Below are 25,532 nucleotides of genomic sequence, written 5' to 3' on the forward strand. Positions count from 1 at the left end.
TTTAGGTGTGGTTAAGAAGTTTACCGTGATTCACTCACTTTTCATAAACACACCTTTGTACCCGGTTTTCCGCAACAGCTTTTTATAGCGAAAAGCCAGCAGAACCACAAAACAGATGGCGTAGATAATAGGGAGCGGTGATAGCACTTTTACCGACCACAGATAATGCAGCGGTAGCAAAATGGCGGCCAGGTAGACGTAGTTGTGCAATGTTTGCCAGCGTTTGCCCATTTTACGCTGAGCGGCTTGTGTCGAGGTCAACGTCAACAGGAATAAGATAATCCAACCGGCCATACCCAGCATTAGCCATGGGCGTGAAACCAGTTCACGACCCAACAATTCCAGGTTTTGTATACCCAGTTCCAGCAGAGCATAGCTGGTTATATGCAGTGTGGCCCATGCAAAGCACCATAAACCTAACAACCGCCGGGTACGAAACAACAAAGGCTGCTTTGCATAGCGCGCAAGCGGCGATACCAGCAGGGTAACCAGCAAAAACTTCAGCGCGGTAATGCCCGTAAAGTGCTGGATATCTTTTCCCGGGTCGGCGCCCAACCCGCCATGCTGCGCGGCCCAGAAGAGCCATAGCAGGGGTAAAAAACCGACGAGATGCAGCAGCACTTTCAGGCCGGTTATCTGTTTTGCAGTCAACCTCACTTAAAAATACTCCCGAAGATCCATGCCCTGATATAACGATGCCACCTCATCGGCATAACCATTAAAAGGTAACGTGGGCTGTCGCTGTACATCGAGAATGCCACCCGAACCGATAAAACGCTCAGTAGCCTGAGACCAGCGAGGGTGATCCACCTGCGGATTTACGTTAGCGTAAAAACCGTATTCATTCGGTGCAGACATATTCCAGGTCGTCGGTGGCTGCTCACGCGTCAGCTTGATACTGACTATCGATTTAATGCCCTTGAAGCCGTATTTCCAGGGTACGGTCAGGCGTATCGGCGCCCCGTTTTGCGGCGGCAATGCTTTGCCATATACGCCTAAGGTGAGAAGTGTGAGCGGGTGCATAGCCTCATCCAAACGAAGACCTTCGACATAGGGATATTTCAACCCACCGCCAATAAAGCGGTCTTTCTGACCCGGCATTTCATCAGGGGCGTAGCGTGTTTCAAAAGCGACGTATCTGGCGTGACTGGTTGGCTCAACCAGCGCCAGTAATTTATGCAACGGAAAACCCACCCACGGCACAACCATCGACCAGGCCTCAACGCAACGCATCCGATAAATACGCTCTTCTAATGGAAAGCGTGTGGTCAGCGCATCATGATCCAAGGTTAAAGGTTTGTTGACCTCACCGCTGATGGTTAACGTCCAGGGATCGGTTTTCAGGCTACCGGCATTGGCGGCAGGATCGGCTTTATCCAGACCAAATTCGTAGAAATTGTTGTAGCCCGTCACCTTGTCTTCTGGCGTCAGTGACAGGCTGTTTTGCCAGCGTTCGGGCTTTGTGAACTCAAGCGCTTTGCCTGCGGGTGCAGGTGGACGATCGTTGCCTTTAAACCAATCCAGCAAATTAGCCTGTGTAGGGGAGGACAGCGTGGCCGCAGCCGCACCTATCCCTAGAGCTTTGAGGATCTGTCGTCGTTGCATAAAAAATACTGACTCGGCTGTAACATCTGCTTCCCGAAGTGGACGTTTTTTTAGCATGACTTTTCCTTCTTATTTTCATGTTAAGGAAAACAAAGCGACGTTTCCCTGTTGATGTCTGACGTGTCTGTAACGACATACTGCTCGCATGCGTATCCCTGGATCCTCACGAAAAGTTAAAAATTTTGTGATAACTTCCGCCCCTTGCCTGAGGTAAGCTTTCAGCACGACGAGAGGGGGATGACACTGATGGCAGGCGCGAAAAAGATATTTTTGGTTGAAGATGACAGCGATATTGCCTCACTTTTGCAGCTTAGCCTAAAGGATGAGGGTTACGAGATTGTTCATGAGGCAGACGGAGCTCGTGCGCTTGAACAACTGGAGAAACACGTCTGGGATGCCGTTATCCTCGATCTGATGCTGCCGGGTGTCGACGGGCTGGAGATTTGTCGTCGCATTCGCCAAATGAGTTTTTATTTGCCCGTCATTATCATCAGCGCCCGCACCAGCGAAACGCACCGTGTATTGGGGCTGGAAATGGGTGCCGATGATTATCTGGCCAAACCTTTCTCGGTGCTGGAGTTGATGGCCCGGGTAAAGGCATTGTTTCGTCGTCAGGAAGCGATGAGTCAGAACCTACGTATGGAGGCGGGGATTATCACCGTTCATGGCGTAGAGATTGACCCATTAGCCCGGGAAGTCCGGCTGCATGGTAAATCCCTCGATTTAACGCCGCGCGAATTCGATCTGCTCTATTTTTTCGCCCGTCATCCAGGCGAGGTCTTTTCGCGTCAGGCGCTGTTAGATCAGGTGTGGGGCTACCAGCATGAAGGGTATGAGCATACGGTGAACAGTCATATTAATCGCCTGCGGACCAAAATTGAAAAGGATGCTGCGGAGCCGGAAATTATTCTCACGGTTTGGGGACGAGGCTATAAGCTTGCTGCGGTTAACGCGGAGCATCAGCCATGATTTATCGCCTGTCGCTGAGCCAGCGTCTGACCCTCGTCTTTACCGCCATTATGCTGATTTGTGCGGTTACCGTCAGTGTTGTCCAGATCCGCAGCAGTAAACAGTATGGCGACGCCATGGTGCAAAGGCTCTCGCTGGAGCTGGCGAGCAAGATTGTCAAAAGTGAGTCGCTTATTGATACCAGCGGGCAGATTAATCGCCAGACCTTAAAAGGATTGTTTAATCACCTGATGACGCTTAACCCCAGCGTGGAGCTGTATCTGATTTCACCGTCAGGTGACATACTTGCTGATGCCGCACCGCCGGGGCATATCCAGCGGCAGAAAATTAGCGTACAGCCGATACAGGATTTCCTTAACTCAGATGCGTTGCCCGTCTATGGCAACGATCCGCGTAGCAGCCAGCAAAAGGTATTCAGCGCCGCGCCAGTTTTATATAACGGTGAGTTACATGGCTATTTGTACATTATTCTGCAGGGCGAAGATCTGAATATGCTGGCGAATACCGCCTGGCAAAAAACGCTCTGGAATACCGTGGCCTGGACGTTAATACTGGTTTTATTCGCCGGTGGAATTGCAGGTTTTCTGGTGTGGCGATGGGTGACGAATCCAGTAAAAAGGCTAACCGGACAGGTGGTAAAACTGGAGAAGGACAGCATTACCGTCATCAAACAATTGGCACAAAAAAATCCCGAACCGGTACCGGAGAATGAAATAGCGCTGCTGAACAATGCGTTTATCGAGTTAGCGCAGAAAATTGCCCAGCAGTGGGATTTATTAGCAGACAGCGATCGTCAGCGCAGAGAGTTTATTGCCAATATTTCGCACGATTTACGCACGCCGTTGACTTCACTGTTGGGATATCTGGAAATGCTGTCGCTGAAAGCCGATACGATGACGCCGGAGGAAAACCGGCATTATCTTAGCATCGCGCTGCGCCAGGGGCATAAAGTTCGCCATCTGTCACAACAGCTGTTTGAGCTGGCAAGGCTGGAGCATGGCGGTATAAAACCGCAGCGTGAACGTTTTGCTATTGGTGAATTGATCCAGGATGTGGCACAGAAATTTGATCTCCCTGTTGCCACGCGTCATTTGCAGTTGCACCTTGACGTAACGGGGCCGTTACCGCTGGTGAATGCCGATTTATCGATGATAGAAAGAGTCGTGACGAATTTGCTGGATAACGCTATCCGTCATACGCCTGACGGAGGCGAAGTGTGGCTAAAAGTCTGGCGTGATGAAGACCGTTTATTCGCCGAAGTGCAGGACAGTGGGCCAGGGGTAGAAGACGCTGTGCGAGAAGTATTGTTTCAGCGCCCGACCGCGTTAATTCCCCGTGAGCAGCGGGCCGAGCGCGGCGGCCTGGGCTTACTGATCGTGCGTAGAATGCTCGAACTGCATGGAGGGGATATCAGCCTGGTTAGCTCAACGGCAGGGGCCTGCTTCCGTTTTTCGTTGCCGCTGGCGGATTCTCCCCTGAGTAGTTGACGGTGATGTTTCAGAGTAAATAGGGTTTTGGCATTGTCCACATGGGCATTGCGTAAAAGTTGGTAGGTTGTCAGTGATAATGAGAATTTTTATCATATATCGATAATTCATCAGCTTATCTTCGATGAGCGCAAGGAGATTGTATGTCACAGGATGCCGACAACCTGTATATCGCCAGGACCAAAGCAGTTGCTGGCTGCTTTTCAATGTTTTTACTGATGTTTGGCCTCACGTTTACCCCGTTGTTTTTCCCCGCGAGTCAGGACCTGCTTGCCAAAGGGTTACTTTTTCCGCTGCTGTTTGCGCTGGAATTTGTTGTGCTGGTTCCGCTGTATTATTTCTTCTTTAGAAAAAGAGAGGGGCTGGGCAAAGGCATTTTCAACGCCAGGTGGTTTGCCATTTTGTTCGCGGCGCTGCTGTTTATTCAGCTTATCCTGCCATTGATTTTGGGGCTTAGACAAACTGAAGCGTGGGTGACCAGCCAAATATCCTTAAGTAGTTATGCGTTGTGGTTATCTACGTTGACCCTGATATTTATCGCGCCAGTTTATGAAGAAATTGTTTTCAGAGGCTGTTTATTCAACGCGTTCCAGTACTGGTTCAATAATAAAACCTGGCTGTCGTCAGTGGTGGTATCGGTCATTTTTGCCATCATGCATACGCAGTATGTGGATCTACGCACGTTGCTGATGTTGTTTCTTGTGTCGCAGGTGTTGATCCTGGCCAGACTGAAAAGCAACGGTCTGTTGATGCCAATTATGCTGCATATAGTGATGAACGGGACGGTTATTGCTCTGCAAATGGGAGCCCAGACGTTACTGCCTGATTCATAAAGGTGATGCCCGGAATCCGGGCATCGGGGATTATACGTGCAGACGATGGTGCAAACGTGCACCGACCAGCAACGCCAGCACCAGCATCAGGGCGATAAATCCACCCACGCCGTTCCAGCCGTAGCTGTGCCAGAACACACCGCCCAGCGTACCGGCAATGCTGGAACCCAGATAATAGCTGAACAGATACAGGGAAGAAGCCTGGCCTTTAGCGCGTTTTGCCCGTGGTCCAATCCAGCTGCTTGCTACGGAGTGCGCGGCAAAAAAACCGGCTGAAAAGAGCAGCATCCCGGCGAAGATCAGCCATAGCGATGTGAACAGGGTCATCAAAAGTCCAACCAGCATCACGCCTGTTGAAAAGAGCATTACCGGGCCACGGCCATAACGAGCGGTCATAGAACCCGCCTTTGGCGAACTCCATGTCCCGGTCAGATACGCCACAGATAACAAACCTACAACCGCCTGGCTGAGCTCCCACGGGGAGAGCATCAGGCGGTAGCCGATGTAATTAAACAGCGTGACAAACGACCCCATCAACAAAAAACCTTCCGCAAACAGCAGCGGCAAACCTTTGTCGCGCCAGTGCAAACGGAAGTTGATAAACAACGTTTTCGGGCGCAGCGATGTGGGTCTGAAATGACGGGATTCCGGTAAGATTTTCCAGAACATCAGCGCAGAGGCAAGGGCAAAACAGCCGATCGCCGCCAGCGCGATACGCCAGTTAAAAAAGTCGGTAAACACGCCGCTGATCAAGCGACCACTCATTCCGCCAATTGAGTTACCGCTGATATACAGGCCCATTGAGAAGGCGACGAAACTGGGATGAATTTCTTCACTCAGATAGGTCATCCCTACCGCTGCGACGCCGCTCAGTGAAAGTCCTATCAGAGCACGCATGATTAAAATACCGTGCCAGCTGGTCATCATCGTTGAAAGCAGCGTACAACAAGAGGCGAGCAGTAGCGCGGTAACCATCACCGGCTTGCGGCCAATAGCATCTGAAAGTGGGCCGGTAAACAGTAACCCTATCGCCAGCATCGCCGTCGAGATGGAAAGCGAGATACTGCTGCTTGCGGGAGAGACCCCAAACTCGTGCGAGAGCACTGGCAGTATGGGTTGTACGCAATAGAGGAGGGCAAAAGTCGCCAGTCCGGCGGAAAACAGCGCCAGCGTGACGCGCATAAATGGGGATGTTCCGCGTTTGATAAATCCATCCGGCGGGGTAACTATCTGTTCATCAACATCGCTTGTTGGCGCGGTATCGACAGTTGTTGTACGGCTCACTTGAAATCCTTGCTCATTCAATTACGTCTACAGGACCAGCCTTAAGAGTATGAAAATCACAATATTCTGTCTAATATATTAATAATCTCAAATAATACTTTTAAAATATGAATATCGAACTGCGTCATTTACGTTACTTTGTGGCCGTTGCCGAAGAGTTGCATTTTGGTCGGGCGGCGGCGCGGTTAAACATTTCGCAACCGCCGCTAAGTCAGCAGATCCAGATCCTTGAACAGCAGGTTGGCGCCCGGTTACTTGCCCGAACTAACCGTAGCGTGGCGCTGACCTCTGCCGGAAAGCAGTTTCTGGCGGACAGTCGGCAGATCCTCGGGCTAGTTAATGAAGCCGCCGCCAGGGCTGAGCGTTTGCATCTGGGAGAAGCAGGGGAATTGCGTATCGGCTTTACGTCGTCCGCGCCGTTTATCAAAGCGGTTTCAGATACGTTATCGCTGTTTCGCCAAAGCTACCCGGCAGTGCATATGCAAACCCGTGAAATGAACACGCGTGAGCAAATTGCCCCGCTCAATGAAGGAACGCTGGATTTGGGACTTCTGCGTAATACGCAGCTTCCGGAAACGCTGGAGCGTGAAATCATTCTGCATGAACCACTGATGGCGATGATCCCACGCGCGCATCCGTTGGCGCAAAAACCCGTGGTCACGTTGGCCGAGCTGGCGAATGAGCCATTTGTCTTTTTTGACCCCCATGTGGGGACAGGGTTGTATGACGATATTCTGGGCCTGATGCGTCGCTATGGACTGAAGCCGACGATTGCGCAGGAGGTTGGCGAGGCGATGACTATCATCGGTCTGGTGGCCGCAGGATTAGGGGTTTCTATACTTCCTGCTTCTTTTAAACGGGTGCAGCTGTATGAAATGTGTTGGATCCCGATAGCGGAAGAAGATGCTGTCTCGGAAATGTGGTTAGTGTGGCCAAAGCATCATGAGCAAAGTCACGCCGCGCAACGCTTTCGCGAGCAGCTTCTGGCGGCCGTTCAGAGCGGTTAATTTAGTTTAAAAATGGGCGAAAATGTGCAGTAAATCACAAGGCTAAGTAAAAAGTTGACGGAAGCCATTGAAGTGCTTCACCATAGCCCGCAGATTATTTCGGAGCGCGAAAATAAAGGGAGTAAGTGGTGGTTGCTGATAGTCAGCCTGGGCATATCGATCAAATTAAGCAGACCAATGCGGGTGCGGTTTATCGCCTGATTGATCAGCTGGGTCCGGTATCGCGTATTGATCTCTCCCGCCTGGCACAATTGGCGCCTGCCAGCATTACCAAAATTGTCCGCGAAATGCTCGAAGCGCATCTGGTGCAAGAGCTGGAAATTAAGGAAGCGGGTAGCCGTGGTCGTCCGGCCGTTGGGCTGGTTGTCGAAACGGAGGCCTGGCACTACTTATCCATTCGTATCAGTCGTGGCGAGATTTTTCTGGCGCTACGCGATCTGAGCAGCAAGCTGGTGGTTGAAGATTGTCTTGAAATGGCGCTGGTCAGCGAAACACCGTTGCTGGATCGCGTGATAACCCAGGTCGATCAGTTTTTCATCCGCCACCAGCAAAAGCTGGAGCGCTTAACCTCCATCGCCATCACCTTACCCGGTATTATCGATACTGAAAACGGTATCGTTCATCGCATGCCATTTTACGAAGATGTCAAAGAGATGCCGTTGGGCGAAGCGCTTGAGAACCATACCGGCGTGCCGGTGTATATTCAGCACGATATCAGCGCCTGGACGATGGCCGAGGCGCTTTTTGGCGCATCGCGCGGTGCGCGCGACGTCATTCAGGTGGTGATCGATCATAACGTGGGTGCAGGGGTGATCACTGACGGCCATTTGCTGCATGCAGGCAGCAGTAGCCTGGTGGAGATTGGCCATACGCAGGTCGATCCCTACGGTAAACGCTGCTACTGCGGCAACCATGGTTGTCTGGAAACAATCGCCAGCGTCGACAGCGTGCTCGAATTGGCGCAGGTGCGCCTGAAGCAGTCAATGAGTTCTTCTCTACATGGACAACCGTTAACGGTAGACGCGCTGTGTCTGGCGGCCATGCAGGGTGATTTATTGGCGAAAGATATCATTAGCGGCGTTGGGACCCACGTCGGTCGAATTCTTGCCATCATGGTGAATTTGTTCAACCCGCAAAAGATATTGATTGGCTCTCCGCTCAGTAAAGCGGCAGATATCTTGTTCCCTACCATTGCGGACAGCATTCGTCAGCAGGCGCTTCCGGCTTACAGTCAGCATATTGTCGTTGAAAGTACGCAGTTTACCAATCAGGGGACGATGGCGGGTGCGGCACTCGTGAAGGACGCGATGTATAACGGTTCTTTGTTGATTCGTCTATTACAGGGTTAACATTTTTTAACTGTTGTACGAAAAATTGCGCTATCTCAAGCTGATCCTGGTCGTCATACCTTAGACTTTCTCCACTGTTTTATTTTCCTGACTTATATTTTCAAAGCATAACGGTGGAGTTAGTGATGCTGAAGCGTTTCTTTATTACAGGTACAGACACTTCTGTTGGGAAGACCGTGGTTTCCCGCGCATTACTACAAGCGTTAGCGTCAGGGGGTAAAAGCGTTGCAGGTTACAAACCTGTGGCCAAAGGCAGCAAAGAGACGCCTGAAGGTCTGCGCAACAAAGATGCACTGGTACTGCAAAGTGTGTCATCTATCGAGCTGCCTTATGAGGCGATTAACCCAATTGCGTTGAGCGAAGATGAAAGTAGCGTGGCGCATAGTGGTCCGGTCAATTACACCCTGTTATCCAACGGTCTCGCAAGCCTCAGCGAAAAAGTCGATCACGTTGTCGTGGAAGGCACCGGAGGCTGGCGGAGCTTGATGAACGATCTGCGTCCGTTATCGGAGTGGGTGGTGCAGGAACAACTGCCGGTGCTGATGGTAGTGGGTATCCAGGAAGGCTGTATTAATCACGCGATCCTCACCGCGCAGGCGATAGCCAGCGACGGGCTGCCGCTGATTGGCTGGGTTGCGAATCGCATTAACCCGGGGCTGGCACATTATGCGGAAATCATTGATGTGCTGGGTAAAAAATTACCTGCACCGCTGATCGGTGAACTGCCTTATCTGCCTCGTGCAGAGCAGCGTGAACTGTCTCAGTACATCCGCCTGTCAATGCTCGGCAGCGTGCTGTCGGTAGATAGAGTCGTGGCGTAACGTACGCGACAGTACCGACGCCAGGACACAGGCAATCAGTAATCCGGGGAGCAGGCGATACTCCCCGGTCATTTCACAAACCATCAACGTCGACATTATTGGTGCATGCGTGGTAGCCGCCAGCAGCGTGGCCATCCCCGTTAATCCCAGCAAAATGGCAATTTCATCCGAGCCCGGAAGCCATAATCCCCATACCTGACCCAGCAACATGCCCACCGACAAGCCGACAAACAGCGTTGGCGTAAACACGCCACCCGGAGCACCGGATCCACTGCTGGCAAGCACCGCCAGTAATTTGCAGATAAAAATCCCGCTAACCACGGCCAGCAGCGGTGGTGAAAGTAAATATGACTGCACCACGCTGTAGCCATTACCCCAGACCGTAGGCGTGAGCAATGAAAGCAGGCCAACGATCAACCCGCCAAGCGCCAGTTGCCACGGTGGCGAGAGTTTTAAGCGCAAAAATACATTATGGCTGGCGGTCATCAACCACATGAAGAGCGGTCCGCAGATGCCAGCAGCCAGGCCGGTGCTGACAATCATAACGTATTCCAGAACATGTAATTCCCGCGACAGGTGCACGGTATACAGCAGCGCATTGCTGTCGCAAAGCAGATTGGTGGTGAGTAATGCGACTACGGCGGATACCACTACCGGTCCCAGTGAGGCGAGGATCAGCGTGCCAAACAATACTTCGGCAATAAATAAACTGCCCGCCAGCGGGGCATGATAGGCTCCAGCCATACCTGCAGCGGCGCCGCAGGCAATCCATAACTTCCATTCTGTACGCGGGGTAAAGCGTTGAGCAAAGCAGGAGGCTGCCAGGGCCGCCAGTAAAATCATGGCACCTTCACGTCCGATGGCGCTCCCGCTGGCAACGACCAGTAACGATGCCAGCGATTTCACCAGGCTTGCACTGACGTCAAATTGTCCGTCGGTTTGCAGGGCTTCCATATAATCAGTGGGAGCCTGCGGACGTAAACGGTTAAATTTTTGCCAGCCCCACAGTAGTAATCCAGCCGCCAGACCGCCGAGTGCAGGTGTCAGCATACGCCTTAAGGGCGAAAGGTTTGTCGCTGCGTTGACCAGACTCCCTGTGTTGTTGCTCAGAAACAACCATTCGAGAAGTAGCATGGCATGACGAAATCCTGCGACGGCCAGCGCAGCAAGGACGCCAATCAACGCGGCGATCAGCAGGCGGCGGAACATGGCACGCAGGTCAGGGTAAGCATGTAAATGATGCATGAGTGGCCAGACTGGAAAATTCAGACGCTCTATTTTGCGGCTATTAGGTAACAGAAGCAAAAGCTCAGCGTGCGCAACAGGATGCACCACAGGCAGGACAATTCCTGCCTGTGACGAAACTAACGGAACAAAGGCTTATCGGCTACCGGGATCAGTAACTGTGATTGCCACTGTGCCAGCGTCAGACGCGCCAGCTCACCCAGCTCCTGGTAGAACGGATGGTCGGCTTTTTCGATAAACACATTAAGGAAGCGCGATGACCATGGGAACAGATGCCAGGCCAGAAGTTGCTCGCACTCGGTGTGGCGTTCGTTCTCGGCAAGCCAGGCCGTCAGCAGCAGCAGCGAACCAAAGTGATCTTCTGGCTCATTTTGCTGCATGGCAAACTGGATGCCGTTGTCCCGCATCCACTGACGTAATGCCAGCGTGGAGTCGCCAAACAACACGTTTTCACGATCCAGCCAGACGGATCCCCATGGCGGAGAAGGGAGCGCATAAGGCCCAACAAACAGACGTTGCCAGGCCTGCGGGAGAGACTCATCGGCCTCAGCCTGAAACTGAGCGACTAACGGCGAAAGCGTTGTCTTTTCAAGCGGCCACTGCGCCTGCCAGCCATCGGTTCTTAACGCACTGACCAGTGCCGAAGCTTCCGCACTGTCTGGGGCATAGTAAAATAGCGCGCCGAGCACGCGCGCTGCGGTAGAAAAGTTGTCACGTTGTGAAAAATGGGTCATGCAAACAATCCTGAACAGTGCGGGTTGCCCCGCACCCGAAAGTTAACCTGCGACAGCCATTCCGACTGTCATATGTAAACCGTAAAACAAACCGCGGCCAATGATTTCACCGACAAGCACCAGAATTAACCCGAGCGCCAACCCGCCAACTGACGGTCCTTTGCGACGGATCAACGGACATATCCAGCAACCCAGACCCGCGGCCAGCAGCAGCACACGCCAGACCTGTAAACTGCCGTAGTCGGGAACCAGCGCGCTGGCGGATTGTACCGAACTGTGGATCTCGCCGAGTGACAGTCCCTGCAGCACAATAACGGCCACCGTAACCAGCAGAGCCAATACGCTGATACCGGCGAATCTGGCGGCGTTAAAAGAAACACCTACAGCACGCAGCAGCAGAGCGGCAAATAGCGGTCCACTGAGCAGCATCGTCATGAAAAACGCCAGTGTAGTATAGCCGTTATACCAGGTTGGGACGGTGTCTATCTGGTAGACGTTGGTCATCGCAAAGACAAATACCAGGCCCAGCAGCATGCTCAATAGCATCCAGATTTTACCTAACGCTGCGGGCATTTTACCGAGAAACGCCACCAGCCACCACAGGCCACCGACGGCGAAAAACAGCGAACCGCTGGCGATTTCGTTACTTAGCGCCGATGCGCCAATTCTGTTCAGCGAGTTAAACGCGCGCAGCGGCGAACCTAAATGCATAACCGAGGCGAGAAAGGCGATGCCCATTACCAGCCAGAGAAAAAACATACTGCGAACGATACGTTGTTTTACCAGCTCGTCTTTAGCGGTCAGCCAGCCGTAACCACTGACGATCAGCGCCCCGGCTACGCACTGGCCCAGCACCGTGAACAGTACCAGCGGCCATTCATGCCATCCATTTCCCATTTTACACCTCCTTTGGATTAGCCAGAAAACCCGTGGTATCCCCGGTCGGGCGGCAATTGGCGTTTGGTTTGATCACAATATTTGGTTTGGTGAAGTGCGCACCCGGCAGCGGGGCGACGGCAGCCAGTTCACCATGTTTTTTGCGCAGTTCGTCGATGGGGCCAAAATCCAGCGCACGCAGCGGACAGGACTCGACGCAGATGGGCTTTTTGCCGTCTGCAACACGATCATGGCAGCCATCACACTTGGTCATATGTCCTTTTGCAGCATTGTACTGTGGCGCACCGTATGGGCAGGCCATATGACAGTAGCGACAGCCAATGCACACGTCTTCATCGACCACCACAAAACCATCCTCATGCTTATGCATCGCACCACTTGGACAAACCTTGGTGCAGGCCGGATCCTCGCAGTGGTTACAGGAGATGGAGAGATAGTAGGCAAAAACGTTCTGGTGCCAGACACCGTTGTCTTCCTGCCAGTCACCACCTGCGTATTCGTAAATCCGCCGGAAACTGACGTCAGGGGTGAGGTCTTTGTAGTCTTTGCAGGCCAGCTCGCAGGTTTTGCACCCGGTGCAACGACTGGAATCAATAAAAAATCCATACTGAGTTGTCATGGGTTAGTCCTTAAACCTTCTCGATCTCGACCAGATTAGTGTGCTGTGGGTTGCCTTTTGCCAGCGGTGAAGGGCGCTGTGTTGTCAGCGTATTGACGCAGGCGCCATGGTCAATTTTGTCGCCGGCCATATCAGCATCGTGCCATGCACCCTGGCCCATTGCGCTGACGCCAGGCAGGATCCGTGGCGTCACTTTGGCCGGAATACGTACTTCCCCGCGGTCGTTAAAGACCCGCACCATATCGCCATTTGCAATACCACGCTTTTGGGCATCGACGGGGTTGATCCACACTTCCTGACGACAGGCCGCCTGCAGAACATCGATATTGCCGTAGCTGGAGTGCGTACGGGATTTGTAATGAAAGCCAAACAACTGCAGCGGAAATGCGCTGCGTTTGGGATCGTCCCACCCTTCAAACGTGGAGGCGTAGACGGGAAGTGGGCTAATTACTTCATCCTTCTGCAACTCCCATGTGTTGGCAATTTTCGCCAGCCGGCTGGAGTAAATTTCAATCTTTCCAGACGGTGTTTTGAGCGGATTGGCCTGCGGATTGTCGCGGAATTTTTTATAAGCGACAAAATGCCCGTTAGGATCTTTGCGTTTATAGATCCCCATTTTTTTCAGCTCGTCATAAGAAGGGAGCGCGGGGTCCTTGGCCAGCATTTTTGCATACAGATACTGGAGCCATTGTTCCTGAGTACGGCCTTCCGTAAACCGTTGATAGATATCATTGCCAAGGCGTTTGGCGACTTCGCTCATTATCCAGTAGATCGGTTTGCGCTCGAACTTCGGTGACGTCGCGGGTTGAATAAAAATGAGGTATCCCATGTTGCCCGCATAGTCGTTAGGAATGATGTCTTCCTGTTCGACGGTCATTAGGTCCGGCAGCAGAATATCGGCATATTTCGCCGAAGATGTCATGAAATTTTCGATGACCACTATCATTTCGCATTTCGTATCATCCTGAAGGATCTCATGTGTTTTATTGATATCTGAGTGCTGATTAGTAATGGTGTTACCCGCGTAGTTCCAGATAAATTTAATCGGTACATCGAGCTTATCTTTCCCGCGCACGCCATCGCGGGTTGCGGTCATTTCCGGACCCCGGGCGATGGCGTCGGTCCAGCTAAAGCATGATATCTGGGTCTTGATGGGATTATCCGGCAGCGGCATGCGTTCAATCGTGATGGTGTAGGTTGATTCTCGTGCACCGCTATTGCCGCCGTTGATGCCAACGTTGCCGGTCAGGATTGGCAGCATCGCGATCGCGCGCGAAGTCAGTTCGCCGTTAGCCTGACGTTGTGGACCCCAACCCTGACAAATATACGCCGGTTTTGTACTACCGATTTCTCGTGCCAGTTTAATGATGCGCTCGGCCGGGATCCCTGTGACATGCGAGGCCCATTGGGGCGTTTTAGCGACACCGTCATCGCCATTGCCAAGTATATAGGCCTTGTAATGTCCGTTAGCGGGGGCGTCAGCGGGTAGGGTTTTCTCGTCATAACCGACGCAATATGTGTCAAGGAACGCCTGGTCGACGAGATCTTCGTTAATCAGGACCCAGGCGATTCCCGCCACCAGTGCGGCATCGGTTCCCGGACGGATAGGGATCCACTCATCTTCACGACCCGCAGCGGTATCGGTATAACGCGGGTCGATGACGATCATGCGGGCATTAGAACGCTCCCGGGCCTGCTCAAGGAAGTATGTTATGCCACCGCCGCTCATGCGCGTTTCGGCAGGGTTATTGCCGAACATCACCACCAGCTTCGTGTTTTCAATGTCGGAGGTACTGTTGCCGTCATTTGAGCCGTAGGTGTAAGGCATTGCCGCCGCGATTTGTGCGGTACTGTATGTGCCGTAATGGCTCAGAAATCCGCCATAGCAGTTCATCAATCGAGCGACCAGCGAGGCATAAGGGGAGGAGCGAGTAATATTGCCGCCGACAATGCCAGAGGTGTAGTTGATATACACGGCCTCATTACCGTATTTTTGTACGGTATTTTTTAAACTGGTGCTGATGGTATCCAGCGCTTCCTGCCAGGTTATGCGTTCGAATTTACCCTCACCGCGTTTGCCCACGCGCTTCATAGGATAATTGAGACGATCCGGATGATTGATCCGTCGACGGATTGAGCGTCCACGTAAACAGGCACGCACCTGGTGCTGACCATAAATATCGTCTCCGGTCGTATCAGACTCCACCCATACGACCTCGTCATCTTTGACGTGGAGTTGCAGGGCACAACGACTGCCGCAGTTCACGGAACAAGCGCCCCAAACCACTTTCTCTTCAGCCGGTTGTATCGCCTGTTGTACCGCAGCAGCTGCGGTGCGCATCCCAAAAGGTAACGATAACCCGCCAGCGGCAAGCGCCAACGAACCTATAGCCGAGGATTTCACTAACATCCTGCGGCTAATGCCTCCATATTGCTCAGTATCAGACATAACTCACTCCATTATAGTTATCGCTATATATTAATCTCTACAGCGAAATTAATAGCATGCTAATAATAGAATGAGTTTACCCATTTATGAGTATGGCATCTTAATGCATATCAAACTGGAGTAACCCTCCGCGTACGGAGGGTATGATTTATTGCGGTTCGGCGACGTGCCCGTCCTGTGCAGGTGAGCTGTTGGCAGGGGCGTTTCCACTGTTAGTCCGGGTGTAGAGAATTTTGTGCGTATCGTTTGCACAATGTCCTACCACCAGTGAATCAGGTTGATCGGCCTGATCGTTGGGGACAATGTTCAGCGTAAAGCTGGACTCTGCGACGCCATTATTGATGATGCGCTGCTCGATATCGCTTTTCACGCGTTCACATGACGCAGGTGCCGCCAGAACCTGTGGGGATGCAACTGCCAGTAAGATCGCGGCAATTCCTGTTACGTATTTCATCATCAGCTCCTTTATGATCGACATAGACTAAGATTAGCATTTCTGGTGTAAATAACTGTATTTGCTAATATGATTGAGAATTATCTTCTTATCCCGGTGAAAAATGTGAAGAAACAGACCCTGTTAGGTTTCCTGTGTGTCGTGCTGGTTGGGTGTGATAACGCCAAAAGGCTGGTTTCCTTTACGCCGGAAATGGCCAGTTTTTCCAATGAATTTGATTTCGATCCGCTGCGCGGGCCGGTGAAAGATTTCAGTCAGACGCTGCTCAACGACAAAGGTGAGGTCACTAAGCGCGTCGCTGGTACCCTGTCACAGGAAGGGTGTTTCGATACACTTGAACTGCACGATATCGAAAACAATACCGGTATGGCGCTGGTCCTGGATGCTAACTACTATCGGGATGCCGAAACGCTGGAAAAAAAGATCCGCTTACAAGGTAAATGCCAGCTAGCGGAACTGCCTGCTGCCGGTGTGGTGTGGGATACCGACGATAACGGCTTTGTCGTTTCCGCCACGGGGAAAGAGATGAAGGTGCAGTATCGATATGATGCCGAAGGCTACCCGCTGGGCAAAACAACCGTCAGTAAGGACAGCACTTTGCAGGTTGATGCTAAACCGTCGGTTGACCCATTGAAGAAGTTAGATTACACCGCGGTGAGCATGCTCAACAATCATCCGTTAGGCAATGTCAAACAAACGTGCAAATACGATGAATACGCAAATCCGATCAACTGCCAGCTTGTTATCGTTGATGAGAGCGTGAAGCCGGCAGTTGAACATCATTACTCGATTGAAAACACGATCGACTACTACTAGTCGTGTTTACTGAGCGGTAGGCGGCAGCAGATTAGGGCCTGCCGTTTTGTGCTCTGCCAGATACTGCTGCTGGAAGATACACATACGAATCGTGTTGCGGTATTGACCGTTGATAAAGAACTCATGGATCAGCTCGCCTTCCACCATAAAACCGAGTTTACGGTAGATGTGGATAGCCTTTTCGTTCTCTTTATCGACGATCAGATACAGCTTATAGAGGTTGAGCACGGTAAAGCCATAGTCCATTGCCAGCTTTGCTGCCCGTGAGGCCAGACCCTTCCCCTGATATTCCGGCGAAATAATAATCTGGAACTCGGCCCGGCGGTGTACATGGTTAATTTCAACCAATTCCACCAGCCCGGCTTTTTCACCGTCGCACTCCACCACGAAGCGGCGTTCGCTTTGGTCGTGGATGTGTTTGTCATACAGGTCTGACAGCTCAACAAACGCTTCGTAAGGCTCTTCGAACCAGTAGCGCATTACGCTGGCATTATTATCAAGCTGATGGACGAATCGTAAATCTTCACGCTCCAGCGGGCGCAACTTAACACTGAGGGCGCTAGTCATATCGTATCCTTTCAATATCCTTCAAAGTGCAATGATTATGGGGCAACGGTGCGGCCAGTACGGCGGTCGAGGCAGCGCAGGGTGTTAGGTTCCCAGTACGCATTAATATTAGCGCTCTGCTCGCACTTATCACGGCTATCAAAGGCCGTATCGGCTTTGTCCCACTCTTTCTCTGCACGTTTATTGACTTTCTGGCGAAGCTGACGCGTATCGTTCCATTGTTCCTTTTCCATTGCGGCTTGTTGACGACTTTGCGCACTGTCTCCGGATTCAATGACCAGTTTACTGGTTTCAGCAAATGCGGAAGAGGTGTACACAGCCGCAGCCAGCGTCAGCATAGCCGTCAGGCACAGGCGTTTGGTCAGTGTAATTTTCATGGTGAATTCCTTTTATGGGAAAGGGTAAAAACGATAAAACAGGGTTAAATTCTACACTATTCCAGTTTGCGGGCATACCCACCCGGTGGATATGGATACGCTAACGAGATTCTGTCGTATCATGGTTAAACCGAAGGTAACTGAATAACATCAATGCTTAAGACCACATTTCTTTTTTTCATCACCGCGTTATGCGAAATTATTGGCTGCTTTTTACCCTGGCTTTGGCTTAAGCGAGGAGCTACAGCCTGGTTGCTGATACCCGCCGGGGTGTCACTGGCTTTATTCGTCTGGTTGCTGACACTGCATCCGGCAGCCAGCGGGCGTGTATACGCAGCCTATGGCGGTGTTTACGTGGTGACCGCGCTGCTATGGCTACGTATTGTCGATGGTGTAAAACTCAGTTTATATGACTGGTCTGGCGCGCTGGTGGCGTTGTGCGGCATGCTGATCATTGTGGCTGGATGGGGGCGCGCATAGCGCCTTTTTTGTGATCAAACAGCGTTTTTTTGATCTTTATACTTGTATGGTAGTAGCTCAGTTGAGTAAATTTCCTGCATCACAAGAACAGATGTAGGGAATAAGAAATGAAGATTATTGGGGCTGAAGTGTTTGTCACCTGTCCTGGGCGTAATTTTGTAACGTTGAAAATTACGACAGAAGATGGGATCACCGGGCTGGGAGATGCCACGTTAAATGGACGCGAGTTGTCTGTGGCGTCGTATCTGAAAGATCACGTGTGTCCGCAGCTTATTGGTCGCGATGCGCATCGTATTGAGGACATCTGGCAGTTTTTCTACAAAGGTGCGTACTGGCGTCGTGGTCCGGTCACCATGTCGGCGATTTCTGCGGTGGATATGGCTCTCTGGGATATCAAAGCGAAAGCGGCGAATATGCCGTTGTACCAGTTGCTCGGCGGTGCGTCTCGTGAAGGGGTTATGGTCTACTGCCACACCACAGGCCATACCGTTGATGATGTACTCGAAGATTATGCGCGTCATAAAGAGATGGGCTTTAAAGCGATTCGCGTGCAGTGCGGCGTGCCGGGTATGAAAACCACTTACGGTATGTCTAAGGGCAAAGGACTGGCCTACGAACCCGCCACCAAAGGGCAATGGCCGGAAGAACAGTTGTGGTCAACGGAGAAATACCTGGATTTCACGCCAAAACTGTTTGCCGCCGTGCGCGACAAGTTTGGTTTCAACGAACATCTTTTACACGATATGCACCACCGTCTGACGCCAATTGAAGCGGCCCGTTTCGGCAAAAGCATTGAACAGTACCGTTTGTTCTGGATGGAAGATCCAACACCAGCTGAAAACCAGGAGTGCTTCCGCCTGATCCGCCAGCATACCGTCACGCCGATTGCGGTAGGGGAAGTGTTCAACAGCATCTGGGACTGTAAACAGCTTATTGAAGAACAACTGATCGACTATATCCGCACCACCATCACCCATGCGGGTGGTATCACCGGTATGCGCCGGATTGCTGATTTCGCGTCGCTGTATCAGGTTCGTACCGGTTCACATGGACCTTCCGATCTGTCGCCTGTGTGCATGGCCGCAGCGCTGCATTTTGATCTGTGGGTGCCGAACTTCGGCGTACAGGAATATATGGGCTATTCCGAGCAAATGCTGGAAGTGTTCCCACATAACTGGACCTTTGATAACGGCTATATGCACCCAGGAGACAAACCTGGTCTTGGGATCGAGTTTGACGAAAAACTGGCAGCGAAATATCCGTATGACCCTGCATATCTGCCCGTTGCTCGCCTGGAAGATGGCACGCTGTGGAACTGGTAAGGAGTGATTTGCTATGAAAAGTATCGTAATTGAAAAACCGAATACGCTGATTATCGCCGAACGACCGGTGCCAGAACCCTTAGCAGGTGAGGTGAGGGTAAAAGTGAAACTGGCGGGGATTTGTGGTTCCGACAGTCATATTTATCGCGGTCATAATCCATTTGCACAATACCCGCGCGTTATTGGCCACGAGTTTTATGGCGTGATCGAGGCGGTAGGTGACGGCGTTGACCATTCGCGAATAGGTGAGCGGGTGTCCGTTGATCCGGTCATCAGCTGCGGACATTGTTATCCCTGTTCAATTGGTAAACCTAACGTTTGTACATCGCTGGTGGTGCTGGGCGTGCATCGCGATGGTGGTTTCAGTGAGTACGCTGTGGTGCCAGCGAAAAATGCCTGGACGATCCCCGATACAGTGCCTGATGAGCATGCCGTTATGGTGGAACCTTTCACCATCGCCGCAAACGTGACCGGGCAAATTAAACCAACAGAAAACGATATTGCGCTTATTTATGGCGCAGGGCCTATGGGACTGACCACTGTACAGGCGCTTAAGCGTGTCTATAAGGTCAAAACCGTAGTGATTGCTGACAGAATCGATGAGCGCCTGGCCATGGCGAAGCAGTGCGGTGCAGACTGGGCAATCAATAATAGTCAGCACTCGTTGCAAGAGTTCCTTGCGGAAAACGGACTAAAACCGACCATTATCGTGGATGCAGCTTGCCATCCATCCATTTTACAGGAGGCAATCACGCTGGCATCGCCGGCCGCGCGAATTGTTCTGATGGGCTTCTCCAGCGATCCTTGTCAGATTATTCAACAAGGCATTACCGGGAAAGAACTGTCCATTTATTCCTCAAGATTAAATGCGAACAAATTCCCGATTGTGATTGATTGGTTGGTCAACGGACTTATCGATCCTAATCAACTTATTACTCACACTTTTGACTATCACCACGTTACAGACGCAATTGAATTGTTTGAGAAAGATCAGCAGCACTGCTGCAAAGTCTTACTTACATTCAGTGAATAATATAAATAACTGCGAGTAAGTGGTACGCATCTTACCTCTTAGAGATAGCCAATATGAATCAAGAAAAACACGAAAGATCCACGAAAGATCTGGTTAGAGCTGCCGTATCCGGATGGTTGGGTACTGCGCTCGAATTTATGGATTTTCAGTTATATTCTTTGGGTGCCGCACTGGTATTCCATGAAATATTTTTCCCGGAACAGTCTGCCGCCATGGCGCTTATTTTAGCGATGGGTACATACGGTGCAGGATATATTGCTCGTATCGTTGGAGCATTTATATTTGGCAAAATGGGAGACAGCATCGGCCGTAAAAAAGTACTGTTTATTACCATTACGATGATGGGAATTTGTACGACCTTAATTGGCGTGCTGCCAACATATGCACAAATTGGTATCTTTGCGCCTGTGCTGCTGGTGACGCTGCGTATCGTGCAAGGGCTTGGTGCGGGGGCTGAAATTTCGGGCGCAGGCACGATGCTTGCCGAGTACGCACCAAAAGGTAAACGTGGCATTATTTCCTCACTTGTTGCCATGGGGACCAACTGTGGAACCCTTAGCGCAACGGCCATCTGGGCGGTGATGTTCTTTGCGCTCGACCGTGAGGAGTTATTAGCCTGGGGTTGGCGCATTCCGTTCCTGGCGAGTGTCGTGGTGATGATCTTTGCCATCTGGTTGCGTATGAATCTCAAAGAAAGCCCGGTATTTGAGAAAGTGAATGATGAAGAAAACGCTCCGGCATTAAATAATTCGTCAGAAAATACGCTGGGGGCGATGTTTACCAGTAAATCTTTCTGGCTGGCAACCGGCCTACGTTTTGGACAGGCGGGTAATTCAGGATTAATCCAAACCTTCCTTGCCGGTTATTTAGTGCAGACGCTGTTATTTGATAAATCTATACCCACTGATGCCTTAATGATCAGTTCGGTGTTGGGCTTTATTACAATACCGTTGCTTGGCTGGTTGTCTGATAAGTTTGGTCGTCGTTTGCCTTATATTATCCTGAATATCTCGGCAATTATTTTGGCTTACCCGATGCTGTCAATTGTAGTGGATAAAACGTATAGCCCGGGTGTCATTATGACGGCATTGATTGTTATTCATAATTTTGCCGTATTGGGGTTATTTGCTCTCGAAAATATTACTATGGCGGAAATGTTCGGTGCGCGTAACCGGTTTACGCGAATGGCGATTTCAAAAGAAGCAGGCGGGTTGGTTGCTGTTGGTTTTGGTCCGGTTCTGGCGGGTATTTTCTGCAACATGACTAATTCCTGGTGGCCAATTCTGGTGATGGTCATCGCTTACTCACTGATTGGTCTGATTTCCGCGTTGCTGATGCCAGAAGTGAAAGATCGCGACCTGAGCGTACTTGAGGATGCTGCCGAGGTGAATAAAGCCGAGAAGGTTCGTTGCTCGGTGACTCAGACAAGCTGATACCAGACAGTAGCATGGGCGGATGTACTCGTACGCCGCCCATGCTATTACACAGCTTTACATGATGTCATACCAATCATAAAAAGCTTAATGCAAATCAAAACATACAACCATACAGGCGTTACTCTGGAACAGTCCTGATTTCATTTATAAGTAGGCCATACCATGCAAAACAAGCTCTTAGCGGCTAAGGCTGCACTTCCTGACTACGATCGTACAAAACTGGTTACGCGTATTGTTCATCTGGGATTTGGCGCGTTTCATCGCGCACATCAAGGTGTTTACGCTGACATTCTGGCCGCCGATCACGGCAGTGACTGGGGCTACTGCGAAGTGAACCTGATTGGCGGCGAGCAGCAGATTTTCGATCTGAAACAGCAAGATAATCTGTATACCGTTGCAGAGATGTCTGCTGATGCCTGGACTGCGAGAGTCGTGGGCGTGGTGAAAAATGCATTGCATGCGCAGGTTGATGGTCTGGAAAGCGTACTGGCAGCGATGTGTGAACCGCAGGTCGCGATCGTTTCCCTGACCATCACCGAGAAAGGATACTGCCATTCTCCGGCGACCGGCCAACTGATGTTAGACAACCCGATGATTGCAGCCGATCTGCAAAACCCTAAACAGCCTAAAACTGCGCCGGGCGTGGTGGTTGAAGCCCTGGCGCGTCGCAAAGCTGCGGGTTTAGCCGCCTTTACCGTGATGTCCTGCGATAACATGCCAGAAAACGGTCATGTGATGCGCAATGTTGTCATTGCATATGCCCGAGCGGTAGATATGGAACTGGCCGCGTGGATCGAACAACATGTGACATTCCCATCAACAATGGTTGACCGCATTGTCCCTGCAGTTACGCAGGAGACGCTGGACAAAATTGAACATATCACCGGTGTACGCGACCCGGCAGGCGTGGCATGCGAACCGTTCCGCCAGTGGGTAATTGAAGATAACTTTGTTGCCGGCCGTCCTGAATGGGAAAAGGCCGGGGCGGAACTGGTAGCCGATGTCATTCCGTTTGAAGAGATGAAACTGCGTATGCTCAACGGCAGCCACTCTTTCCTTGCTTATCTTGGGTATCTGGCGGGATATCAACATATTAACGATTGCATGGGCGATGAAAACTATCGTCTTGCTGCACGTGCGCTGATGTTGCAGGAACAAGCACCTACGCTGAAAGTAAAAGGTGTTGACCTACAGCGCTACGCCGATCTGTTAATTGAACGCTACAGCAATCCGGCGCTGCGTCATCGTACCTGGCAGATCGCCATGGACGGTAGCCAAAAACTGCCGCAGCGTATGCTTGATTCCATTCGTTGGCACATTGTGCACGGTAGTGACTTTGCGCTGCTGGCACTGGGTGTCGCTGGTTGGATGCGTTACGTAGGTGGTGTGGATGAACAGGGCCAGGCGATTGAAATTAGCGATCCACTGTTGCCGGTGATCCAGAATGCGGTGCGTAGCAGCAACGAAGGCGAAGAGCGCGTTCAGGCGCTACTGGCAATCGATGCTATTTTTGGCCGTGAACTGCCACAGGTTGAACTGTTCAACCGTCAGGTCACACAAGCGTATCTTACTTTACTGGCTGAAGGGGCGAAGGCGACGGTTGCGAAGTATGCAGCAAAACTGAAGTAACGAAGATTATGCTTTATGTCGCCATCTGGCTTGCAACGGCCAGATGGCGCTGTGTTTTCTGGCATTCACACCAATTAGTTCATGCCTAAACGAATCAGCTCGAGGGGGGCGTATTTGCCTTCACATCCTTCGATTTCCACTGTTTTCCCGCGGCGAATCTGCTCAGCGGTCAGGCCATCGGTATCTATTGCTGTAATGCGGCCTGTGAGTCCGGTGTCGCTGATCATGACGCGGCTGCCAGTGGTGATTGCGTTACGGTTACGATCGTATGTTTTCATGGTGTTTTCTCCTTTCCAACTTACCGTCAAAGCCCGTGGGCTTTTAGTCCCACGTAACGGGCGCAATATAAATACGCTTCTCGTTAATGATTTTTTTTGTTTTCGATCAAAATCACAGCTTTTTTTATGCAGTTATGCGGGAGAGGGGAAAACGCAGGAGAAACTCACCCCGGTGTGAGGTGAGCGTAGTATTAATCTTCGCTGAACCAGTCGCTATTTTCCTGACGAATAAGCTGAACGGACTCACCAATTTCCTGAAGATGGATCATCATTGCGCGCTCGACCGCATCGCCGTCATGCTTCTCAAGGGCGGCAAAGATATCGTGATGCTGGCGTAGCAGCATTTCAGGCGGGGAAATATGATCCAGGCTCATATAACGAACGCGGTCAATTGTAGCCTTTATATTCTCAACGGTATCCCAGGCGAGTTGGCACTCGGCGATTAAAGCCAGTTTCTGATGAAACTCATCATCAAGCTGGAAGAAATCATTAATCTGTTTTCGGTCAATTGCGATGCGCTGCTGATTCAAATTCTGTTCAAGCTGATAGCACTGTTGATCGTTGATCAGCGATGCGGCGCGGCGTACCACGGCACATTCAATTGCCTGGCGAACAAAACAGCCGTTTTGCACTTGCGACAGCGAAATTTTATTCACGTAGCTGCCACGCTGCGGGCGGATCTGAATCAGACCGTTCTCAGCCAGTTTGATGAATGCTTCTCGTACCGGCTGGCGTGACACATTAAAGCGTACAGAAACCTCTTTCTCCGACAGCGGTGTACCGGGTGCAATCAGACAATGCACGATATCACGGCGAAGAATACGGTAAATCTGTTGATTTACTGGCTGTGTAGGGTTGAGCTGCGTTTCTACGGTCATTCATTCTTACTTTTTAGAGAGTTAACCCGGATATTTTATCACTTCTTTCAGGCTATCTATACCCGGCACAAGGCCGGGCAGAGAAATTAGCCACGATGAATACTCAGCCCGGCAAAAGACTGTGTGACAGGCATCATTTCAAGGGTGTTGATATTGACATGAGCCGGTAAAGAAGCCACCCACCATACCGCTTCTGTAACATCTTGCGGAGTCAGCGCCGTGGTATTTTCGTAGGCTTTTTCAGCTTTGGCGTCATCACCTTTAAAACGGACATTAGAGAACTCCGTACCGCCAACCAGACCCGGCTCGATGTCGGTAACGCGAATTGCAGTGCCGTGTAAATCAGTACGTAAATTCAGGCTAAACTGGCGAACAAACGCTTTGGTCGCACCGTAGACGTTACCGCCAGCGTATGGCCAGCTGCCCGCGGTAGAACCGATATTGATAATATGACCGCGGTTGCGTTCAACCATGCCAGGCAGAACGGCACGGGTCATATAAACCAGCCCCTTGTTGTTGGTGTCGATCATATTTTCCCAGTCTTCAATGCTGGCCTTGTGAGCAGGCTCAAGGCCCAGCGCCAGACCCGCGTTGTTGACCAGAACATCAATATTGCGCCATTCAGCAGGAAGGGCGTCCATCATCTCTTCAATCGATGCACGATTACGTACGTCCAGTTGCGCGGTATAGAGGCGGTCACCCAATTCCTCTTTCAGTTCCTGCAGGCGCTCCTGGCGGCGTCCGGTGGCTATAACTTTATGCCCATTCTCAATAAAACGACGCGTAATGCACTCACCAAAACCTGCGGTTGCTCCGGTTACTAAAACGATCATCTCACTGTTCCTCAACGCTTTTTATGTCGTACTACCATAGCACGTCATTTCCGTTCAGAGCTATTCCTGCGTAACGCGATTGCGGTTGATTCCTGGGAAGTCTACTCTGGTAAACAAATCGTTTTCAGGA

General features: G+C 51.2%; 26 protein-coding genes. 12 read left to right on the forward strand and 14 right to left on the reverse strand.

Features of this window, described 5'->3' with window-relative positions; translation table 11 throughout:
- Positions 1-30 precede the first annotated feature (30 nt).
- Together msrQ and msrP are read right to left on the reverse strand one after the other, a co-directional pair.
- Positions 31-657: a protein-methionine-sulfoxide reductase heme-binding subunit MsrQ gene (gene msrQ, locus OGX90_RS11575; protein WP_286623867.1), complete on the reverse strand. Its 627-nt coding sequence runs from the start codon at positions 655-657 to the stop codon at positions 31-33.
- The gene (gene msrP, locus OGX90_RS11580; protein WP_286623870.1) at positions 658-1,662 is read right to left on the reverse strand and encodes a protein-methionine-sulfoxide reductase catalytic subunit MsrP; all 1,005 of its coding nucleotides are present in this window, start codon (positions 1,660-1,662) and stop codon (positions 658-660) included. It lies immediately after the preceding gene.
- 189 nt (positions 1,663-1,851) lie between these two features.
- Between msrP and OGX90_RS11585 the strand changes: the two genes are divergently transcribed.
- The 3 genes from OGX90_RS11585 (at position 1,852) to OGX90_RS11595 (ending at position 4,894) form a co-directional block, all read left to right on the forward strand.
- A complete protein-coding gene (locus tag OGX90_RS11585; RefSeq protein WP_008784719.1) occupies positions 1,852-2,574 on the forward strand; it encodes a winged helix-turn-helix domain-containing protein in 723 nt (240 codons plus the stop codon).
- Complete coding sequence (locus OGX90_RS11590) at positions 2,571-4,061, forward strand: sensor histidine kinase (RefSeq protein WP_286623871.1); 1,491 nt, start codon at positions 2,571-2,573, stop codon at positions 4,059-4,061. Before OGX90_RS11585 ends, OGX90_RS11590 begins: the two co-directional genes overlap by 4 nt.
- A 143-nt stretch (positions 4,062-4,204) precedes the next feature.
- The gene (locus OGX90_RS11595) at positions 4,205-4,894 is read left to right on the forward strand and encodes a CPBP family intramembrane glutamic endopeptidase (protein WP_032943382.1); all 690 of its coding nucleotides are present in this window, start codon (positions 4,205-4,207) and stop codon (positions 4,892-4,894) included.
- Between the two features lie 30 nt (positions 4,895-4,924).
- On the opposite strand, the gene ynfM is transcribed toward OGX90_RS11595, so the two are convergent.
- Positions 4,925-6,178 carry a multidrug efflux MFS transporter YnfM/SxtP(Kp) gene (gene ynfM, locus OGX90_RS11600; protein WP_032943384.1) on the reverse strand — a complete coding sequence of 418 codons (1,254 nt, stop codon included), beginning with the start codon at positions 6,176-6,178 and terminating at the stop codon, positions 4,925-4,927.
- A gap of 107 nt (positions 6,179-6,285) precedes the next feature.
- Between ynfM and ynfL the strand changes: the two genes are divergently transcribed.
- From ynfL to bioD, 3 genes are all read left to right on the forward strand, one after another.
- Complete coding sequence (ynfL, locus tag OGX90_RS11605; protein ID WP_032943386.1) at positions 6,286-7,185, forward strand: multidrug efflux transcriptional activator YnfL/SxtR(Kp); 900 nt, start codon at positions 6,286-6,288, stop codon at positions 7,183-7,185.
- A 128-nt stretch (positions 7,186-7,313) separates the two neighbouring features.
- A complete protein-coding gene (gene mlc, locus OGX90_RS11610) occupies positions 7,314-8,534 on the forward strand; it encodes a sugar metabolism global transcriptional regulator Mlc (RefSeq protein ID WP_003832888.1) in 1,221 nt (406 codons plus the stop codon).
- Positions 8,535-8,659: 125 nt separating this feature from the next.
- On the forward strand, positions 8,660-9,355 hold the full coding sequence (gene bioD, locus OGX90_RS11615; protein ID WP_020996409.1) for a dethiobiotin synthase: 696 nt from the start codon (positions 8,660-8,662) through the stop codon (positions 9,353-9,355).
- Here the strand turns inward: bioD and clcB are convergent.
- From clcB to OGX90_RS11645, 6 genes are all read right to left on the reverse strand, one after another.
- Complete coding sequence (gene clcB / locus OGX90_RS11620) at positions 9,311-10,600, reverse strand: voltage-gated ClC-type chloride channel ClcB (protein WP_267454669.1); 1,290 nt, start codon at positions 10,598-10,600, stop codon at positions 9,311-9,313. The two genes, bioD and clcB, sit on opposite strands and share 45 nt — an antisense overlap.
- 119 nt (positions 10,601-10,719) lie before the next feature.
- A complete protein-coding gene (gene dmsD / locus OGX90_RS11625) occupies positions 10,720-11,334 on the reverse strand; it encodes a Tat proofreading chaperone DmsD (RefSeq protein WP_286623874.1) in 615 nt (204 codons plus the stop codon).
- Positions 11,335-11,376: 42 nt separating this feature from the next.
- The gene (locus OGX90_RS11630) at positions 11,377-12,231 is read right to left on the reverse strand and encodes a dimethyl sulfoxide reductase anchor subunit family protein (RefSeq protein WP_167819920.1); all 855 of its coding nucleotides are present in this window, start codon (positions 12,229-12,231) and stop codon (positions 11,377-11,379) included.
- A gap of 1 nt (position 12,232) precedes the next feature.
- Positions 12,233-12,850 carry a dimethylsulfoxide reductase iron-sulfur subunit DmsB gene (gene dmsB / locus OGX90_RS11635; RefSeq protein WP_286623876.1) on the reverse strand — a complete coding sequence of 206 codons (618 nt, stop codon included), beginning with the start codon at positions 12,848-12,850 and terminating at the stop codon, positions 12,233-12,235.
- Positions 12,851-12,860: 10 nt separating this feature from the next.
- Entirely contained in the window at positions 12,861-15,299 is a 2,439-nt protein-coding gene (gene ynfE, locus OGX90_RS11640; protein ID WP_286623878.1) for a selenate/tellurate reductase subunit YnfE, read from the reverse strand.
- Positions 15,300-15,447: 148 nt separating this feature from the next.
- Positions 15,448-15,756 carry a DUF1161 domain-containing protein gene (locus tag OGX90_RS11645; protein ID WP_008784729.1) on the reverse strand — a complete coding sequence of 103 codons (309 nt, stop codon included), beginning with the start codon at positions 15,754-15,756 and terminating at the stop codon, positions 15,448-15,450.
- Between the two features lie 102 nt (positions 15,757-15,858).
- Here OGX90_RS11645 and OGX90_RS11650 point away from each other — a divergent pair, with 102 nt between their 5' ends.
- Positions 15,859-16,569 carry a YnfC family lipoprotein gene (locus OGX90_RS11650; protein ID WP_286623880.1) on the forward strand — a complete coding sequence of 237 codons (711 nt, stop codon included), beginning with the start codon at positions 15,859-15,861 and terminating at the stop codon, positions 16,567-16,569.
- Between the two features lie 6 nt (positions 16,570-16,575).
- On the opposite strand, the gene speG is transcribed toward OGX90_RS11650, so the two are convergent.
- Entirely contained in the window at positions 16,576-17,136 is a 561-nt protein-coding gene (gene speG / locus OGX90_RS11655; protein WP_008784731.1) for a spermidine N1-acetyltransferase, read from the reverse strand.
- Between the two features lie 35 nt (positions 17,137-17,171).
- Positions 17,172-17,513: a DUF1283 family protein gene (locus tag OGX90_RS11660; RefSeq protein ID WP_003032382.1), complete on the reverse strand. Its 342-nt coding sequence runs from the start codon at positions 17,511-17,513 to the stop codon at positions 17,172-17,174.
- A 153-nt stretch (positions 17,514-17,666) separates the two neighbouring features.
- On the opposite strand from OGX90_RS11660, the gene OGX90_RS11665 reads away from it, so the two are divergent.
- The 5 genes from OGX90_RS11665 (at position 17,667) to OGX90_RS11685 (ending at position 23,413) form a co-directional block, all read left to right on the forward strand.
- Positions 17,667-17,993 carry a YnfA family protein gene (locus OGX90_RS11665; RefSeq protein WP_008784733.1) on the forward strand — a complete coding sequence of 109 codons (327 nt, stop codon included), beginning with the start codon at positions 17,667-17,669 and terminating at the stop codon, positions 17,991-17,993.
- Between the two features lie 107 nt (positions 17,994-18,100).
- Positions 18,101-19,315: a starvation-sensing protein RspA gene (gene rspA, locus OGX90_RS11670; RefSeq protein ID WP_235123795.1), complete on the forward strand. Its 1,215-nt coding sequence runs from the start codon at positions 18,101-18,103 to the stop codon at positions 19,313-19,315.
- Positions 19,316-19,328: 13 nt separating this feature from the next.
- Positions 19,329-20,348, forward strand: a complete 1,020-nt coding sequence (locus OGX90_RS11675; RefSeq protein WP_003832908.1) for a Zn-dependent oxidoreductase — start codon at positions 19,329-19,331, stop codon at positions 20,346-20,348.
- Between the two features lie 53 nt (positions 20,349-20,401).
- Positions 20,402-21,781 (forward strand): MFS transporter, encoded by a 1,380-nt coding sequence (locus tag OGX90_RS11680; protein WP_048214215.1) that lies wholly within the window; start codon positions 20,402-20,404, stop codon positions 21,779-21,781.
- A 165-nt stretch (positions 21,782-21,946) separates the two neighbouring features.
- Entirely contained in the window at positions 21,947-23,413 is a 1,467-nt protein-coding gene (locus OGX90_RS11685; protein ID WP_286573743.1) for a mannitol dehydrogenase family protein, read from the forward strand.
- Positions 23,414-23,487: 74 nt separating this feature from the next.
- Here the strand turns inward: OGX90_RS11685 and ydfZ are convergent, their stop codons facing one another.
- The 3 genes from ydfZ to ydfG all read right to left on the reverse strand — a co-directional run bounded on the left by ydfZ (position 23,488) and on the right by ydfG (position 25,402).
- A complete protein-coding gene (ydfZ, locus tag OGX90_RS11690) occupies positions 23,488-23,691 on the reverse strand; it encodes a putative selenium delivery protein YdfZ (RefSeq protein ID WP_003032393.1) in 204 nt (67 codons plus the stop codon).
- Between the two features lie 191 nt (positions 23,692-23,882).
- Complete coding sequence (locus OGX90_RS11695; RefSeq protein ID WP_286623884.1) at positions 23,883-24,569, reverse strand: GntR family transcriptional regulator; 687 nt, start codon at positions 24,567-24,569, stop codon at positions 23,883-23,885.
- Positions 24,570-24,655: 86 nt separating this feature from the next.
- Positions 24,656-25,402, reverse strand: coding sequence for a bifunctional NADP-dependent 3-hydroxy acid dehydrogenase/3-hydroxypropionate dehydrogenase YdfG (ydfG, locus tag OGX90_RS11700; RefSeq protein WP_032943401.1), 747 nt, complete (start codon positions 25,400-25,402; stop codon positions 24,656-24,658).
- Positions 25,403-25,532: the final 130 nt, after the last annotated feature.

Origin of the sequence: Citrobacter sp. Cpo012 (assembly GCF_030333015.1) — a bacterium.
GTDB lineage: Bacteria > Pseudomonadota > Gammaproteobacteria > Enterobacterales > Enterobacteriaceae > Citrobacter > Citrobacter portucalensis.

Excerpts from the sequence above, each read along its gene's own strand:
- msrP (WP_286623870.1), bottom strand. The coding sequence starts at position 1,662 with ATGCTAAAAAAACGTCCACTTCGGGAAGCAGATGTTACAGCCGAGTCA.
- OGX90_RS11585 (WP_008784719.1), top strand. The coding sequence starts at position 1,852 with ATGGCAGGCGCGAAAAAGATATTTTTGGTTGAAGATGACAGCGATATT.
- OGX90_RS11590 (WP_286623871.1), top strand. The coding sequence starts at position 2,571 with ATGATTTATCGCCTGTCGCTGAGCCAGCGTCTGACCCTCGTCTTTACC.
- OGX90_RS11595 (WP_032943382.1), top strand. The coding sequence starts at position 4,205 with ATGTCACAGGATGCCGACAACCTGTATATCGCCAGGACCAAAGCAGTT.
- ynfL (WP_032943386.1), top strand. The coding sequence starts at position 6,286 with ATGAATATCGAACTGCGTCATTTACGTTACTTTGTGGCCGTTGCCGAA.
- bioD (WP_020996409.1), top strand. The coding sequence starts at position 8,660 with ATGCTGAAGCGTTTCTTTATTACAGGTACAGACACTTCTGTTGGGAAG.
- clcB (WP_267454669.1), bottom strand. The coding sequence starts at position 10,600 with ATGCATCATTTACATGCTTACCCTGACCTGCGTGCCATGTTCCGCCGC.
- dmsD (WP_286623874.1), bottom strand. The coding sequence starts at position 11,334 with ATGACCCATTTTTCACAACGTGACAACTTTTCTACCGCAGCGCGCGTG.
- OGX90_RS11630 (WP_167819920.1), bottom strand. The coding sequence starts at position 12,231 with ATGGGAAATGGATGGCATGAATGGCCGCTGGTACTGTTCACGGTGCTG.
- dmsB (WP_286623876.1), bottom strand. The coding sequence starts at position 12,850 with ATGACAACTCAGTATGGATTTTTTATTGATTCCAGTCGTTGCACCGGG.
- ynfE (WP_286623878.1), bottom strand. The coding sequence starts at position 15,299 with ATGTCTGATACTGAGCAATATGGAGGCATTAGCCGCAGGATGTTAGTG.
- OGX90_RS11645 (WP_008784729.1), bottom strand. The coding sequence starts at position 15,756 with ATGATGAAATACGTAACAGGAATTGCCGCGATCTTACTGGCAGTTGCA.
- speG (WP_008784731.1), bottom strand. The coding sequence starts at position 17,136 with ATGACTAGCGCCCTCAGTGTTAAGTTGCGCCCGCTGGAGCGTGAAGAT.
- OGX90_RS11660 (WP_003032382.1), bottom strand. The coding sequence starts at position 17,513 with ATGAAAATTACACTGACCAAACGCCTGTGCCTGACGGCTATGCTGACG.
- OGX90_RS11665 (WP_008784733.1), top strand. The coding sequence starts at position 17,667 with ATGCTTAAGACCACATTTCTTTTTTTCATCACCGCGTTATGCGAAATT.
- rspA (WP_235123795.1), top strand. The coding sequence starts at position 18,101 with ATGAAGATTATTGGGGCTGAAGTGTTTGTCACCTGTCCTGGGCGTAAT.
- OGX90_RS11675 (WP_003832908.1), top strand. The coding sequence starts at position 19,329 with ATGAAAAGTATCGTAATTGAAAAACCGAATACGCTGATTATCGCCGAA.
- OGX90_RS11680 (WP_048214215.1), top strand. The coding sequence starts at position 20,402 with ATGAATCAAGAAAAACACGAAAGATCCACGAAAGATCTGGTTAGAGCT.
- OGX90_RS11685 (WP_286573743.1), top strand. The coding sequence starts at position 21,947 with ATGCAAAACAAGCTCTTAGCGGCTAAGGCTGCACTTCCTGACTACGAT.
- ydfZ (WP_003032393.1), bottom strand. The coding sequence starts at position 23,691 with ATGAAAACATACGATCGTAACCGTAACGCAATCACCACTGGCAGCCGC.
- OGX90_RS11695 (WP_286623884.1), bottom strand. The coding sequence starts at position 24,569 with ATGACCGTAGAAACGCAGCTCAACCCTACACAGCCAGTAAATCAACAG.
- ydfG (WP_032943401.1), bottom strand. The coding sequence starts at position 25,402 with ATGATCGTTTTAGTAACCGGAGCAACCGCAGGTTTTGGTGAGTGCATT.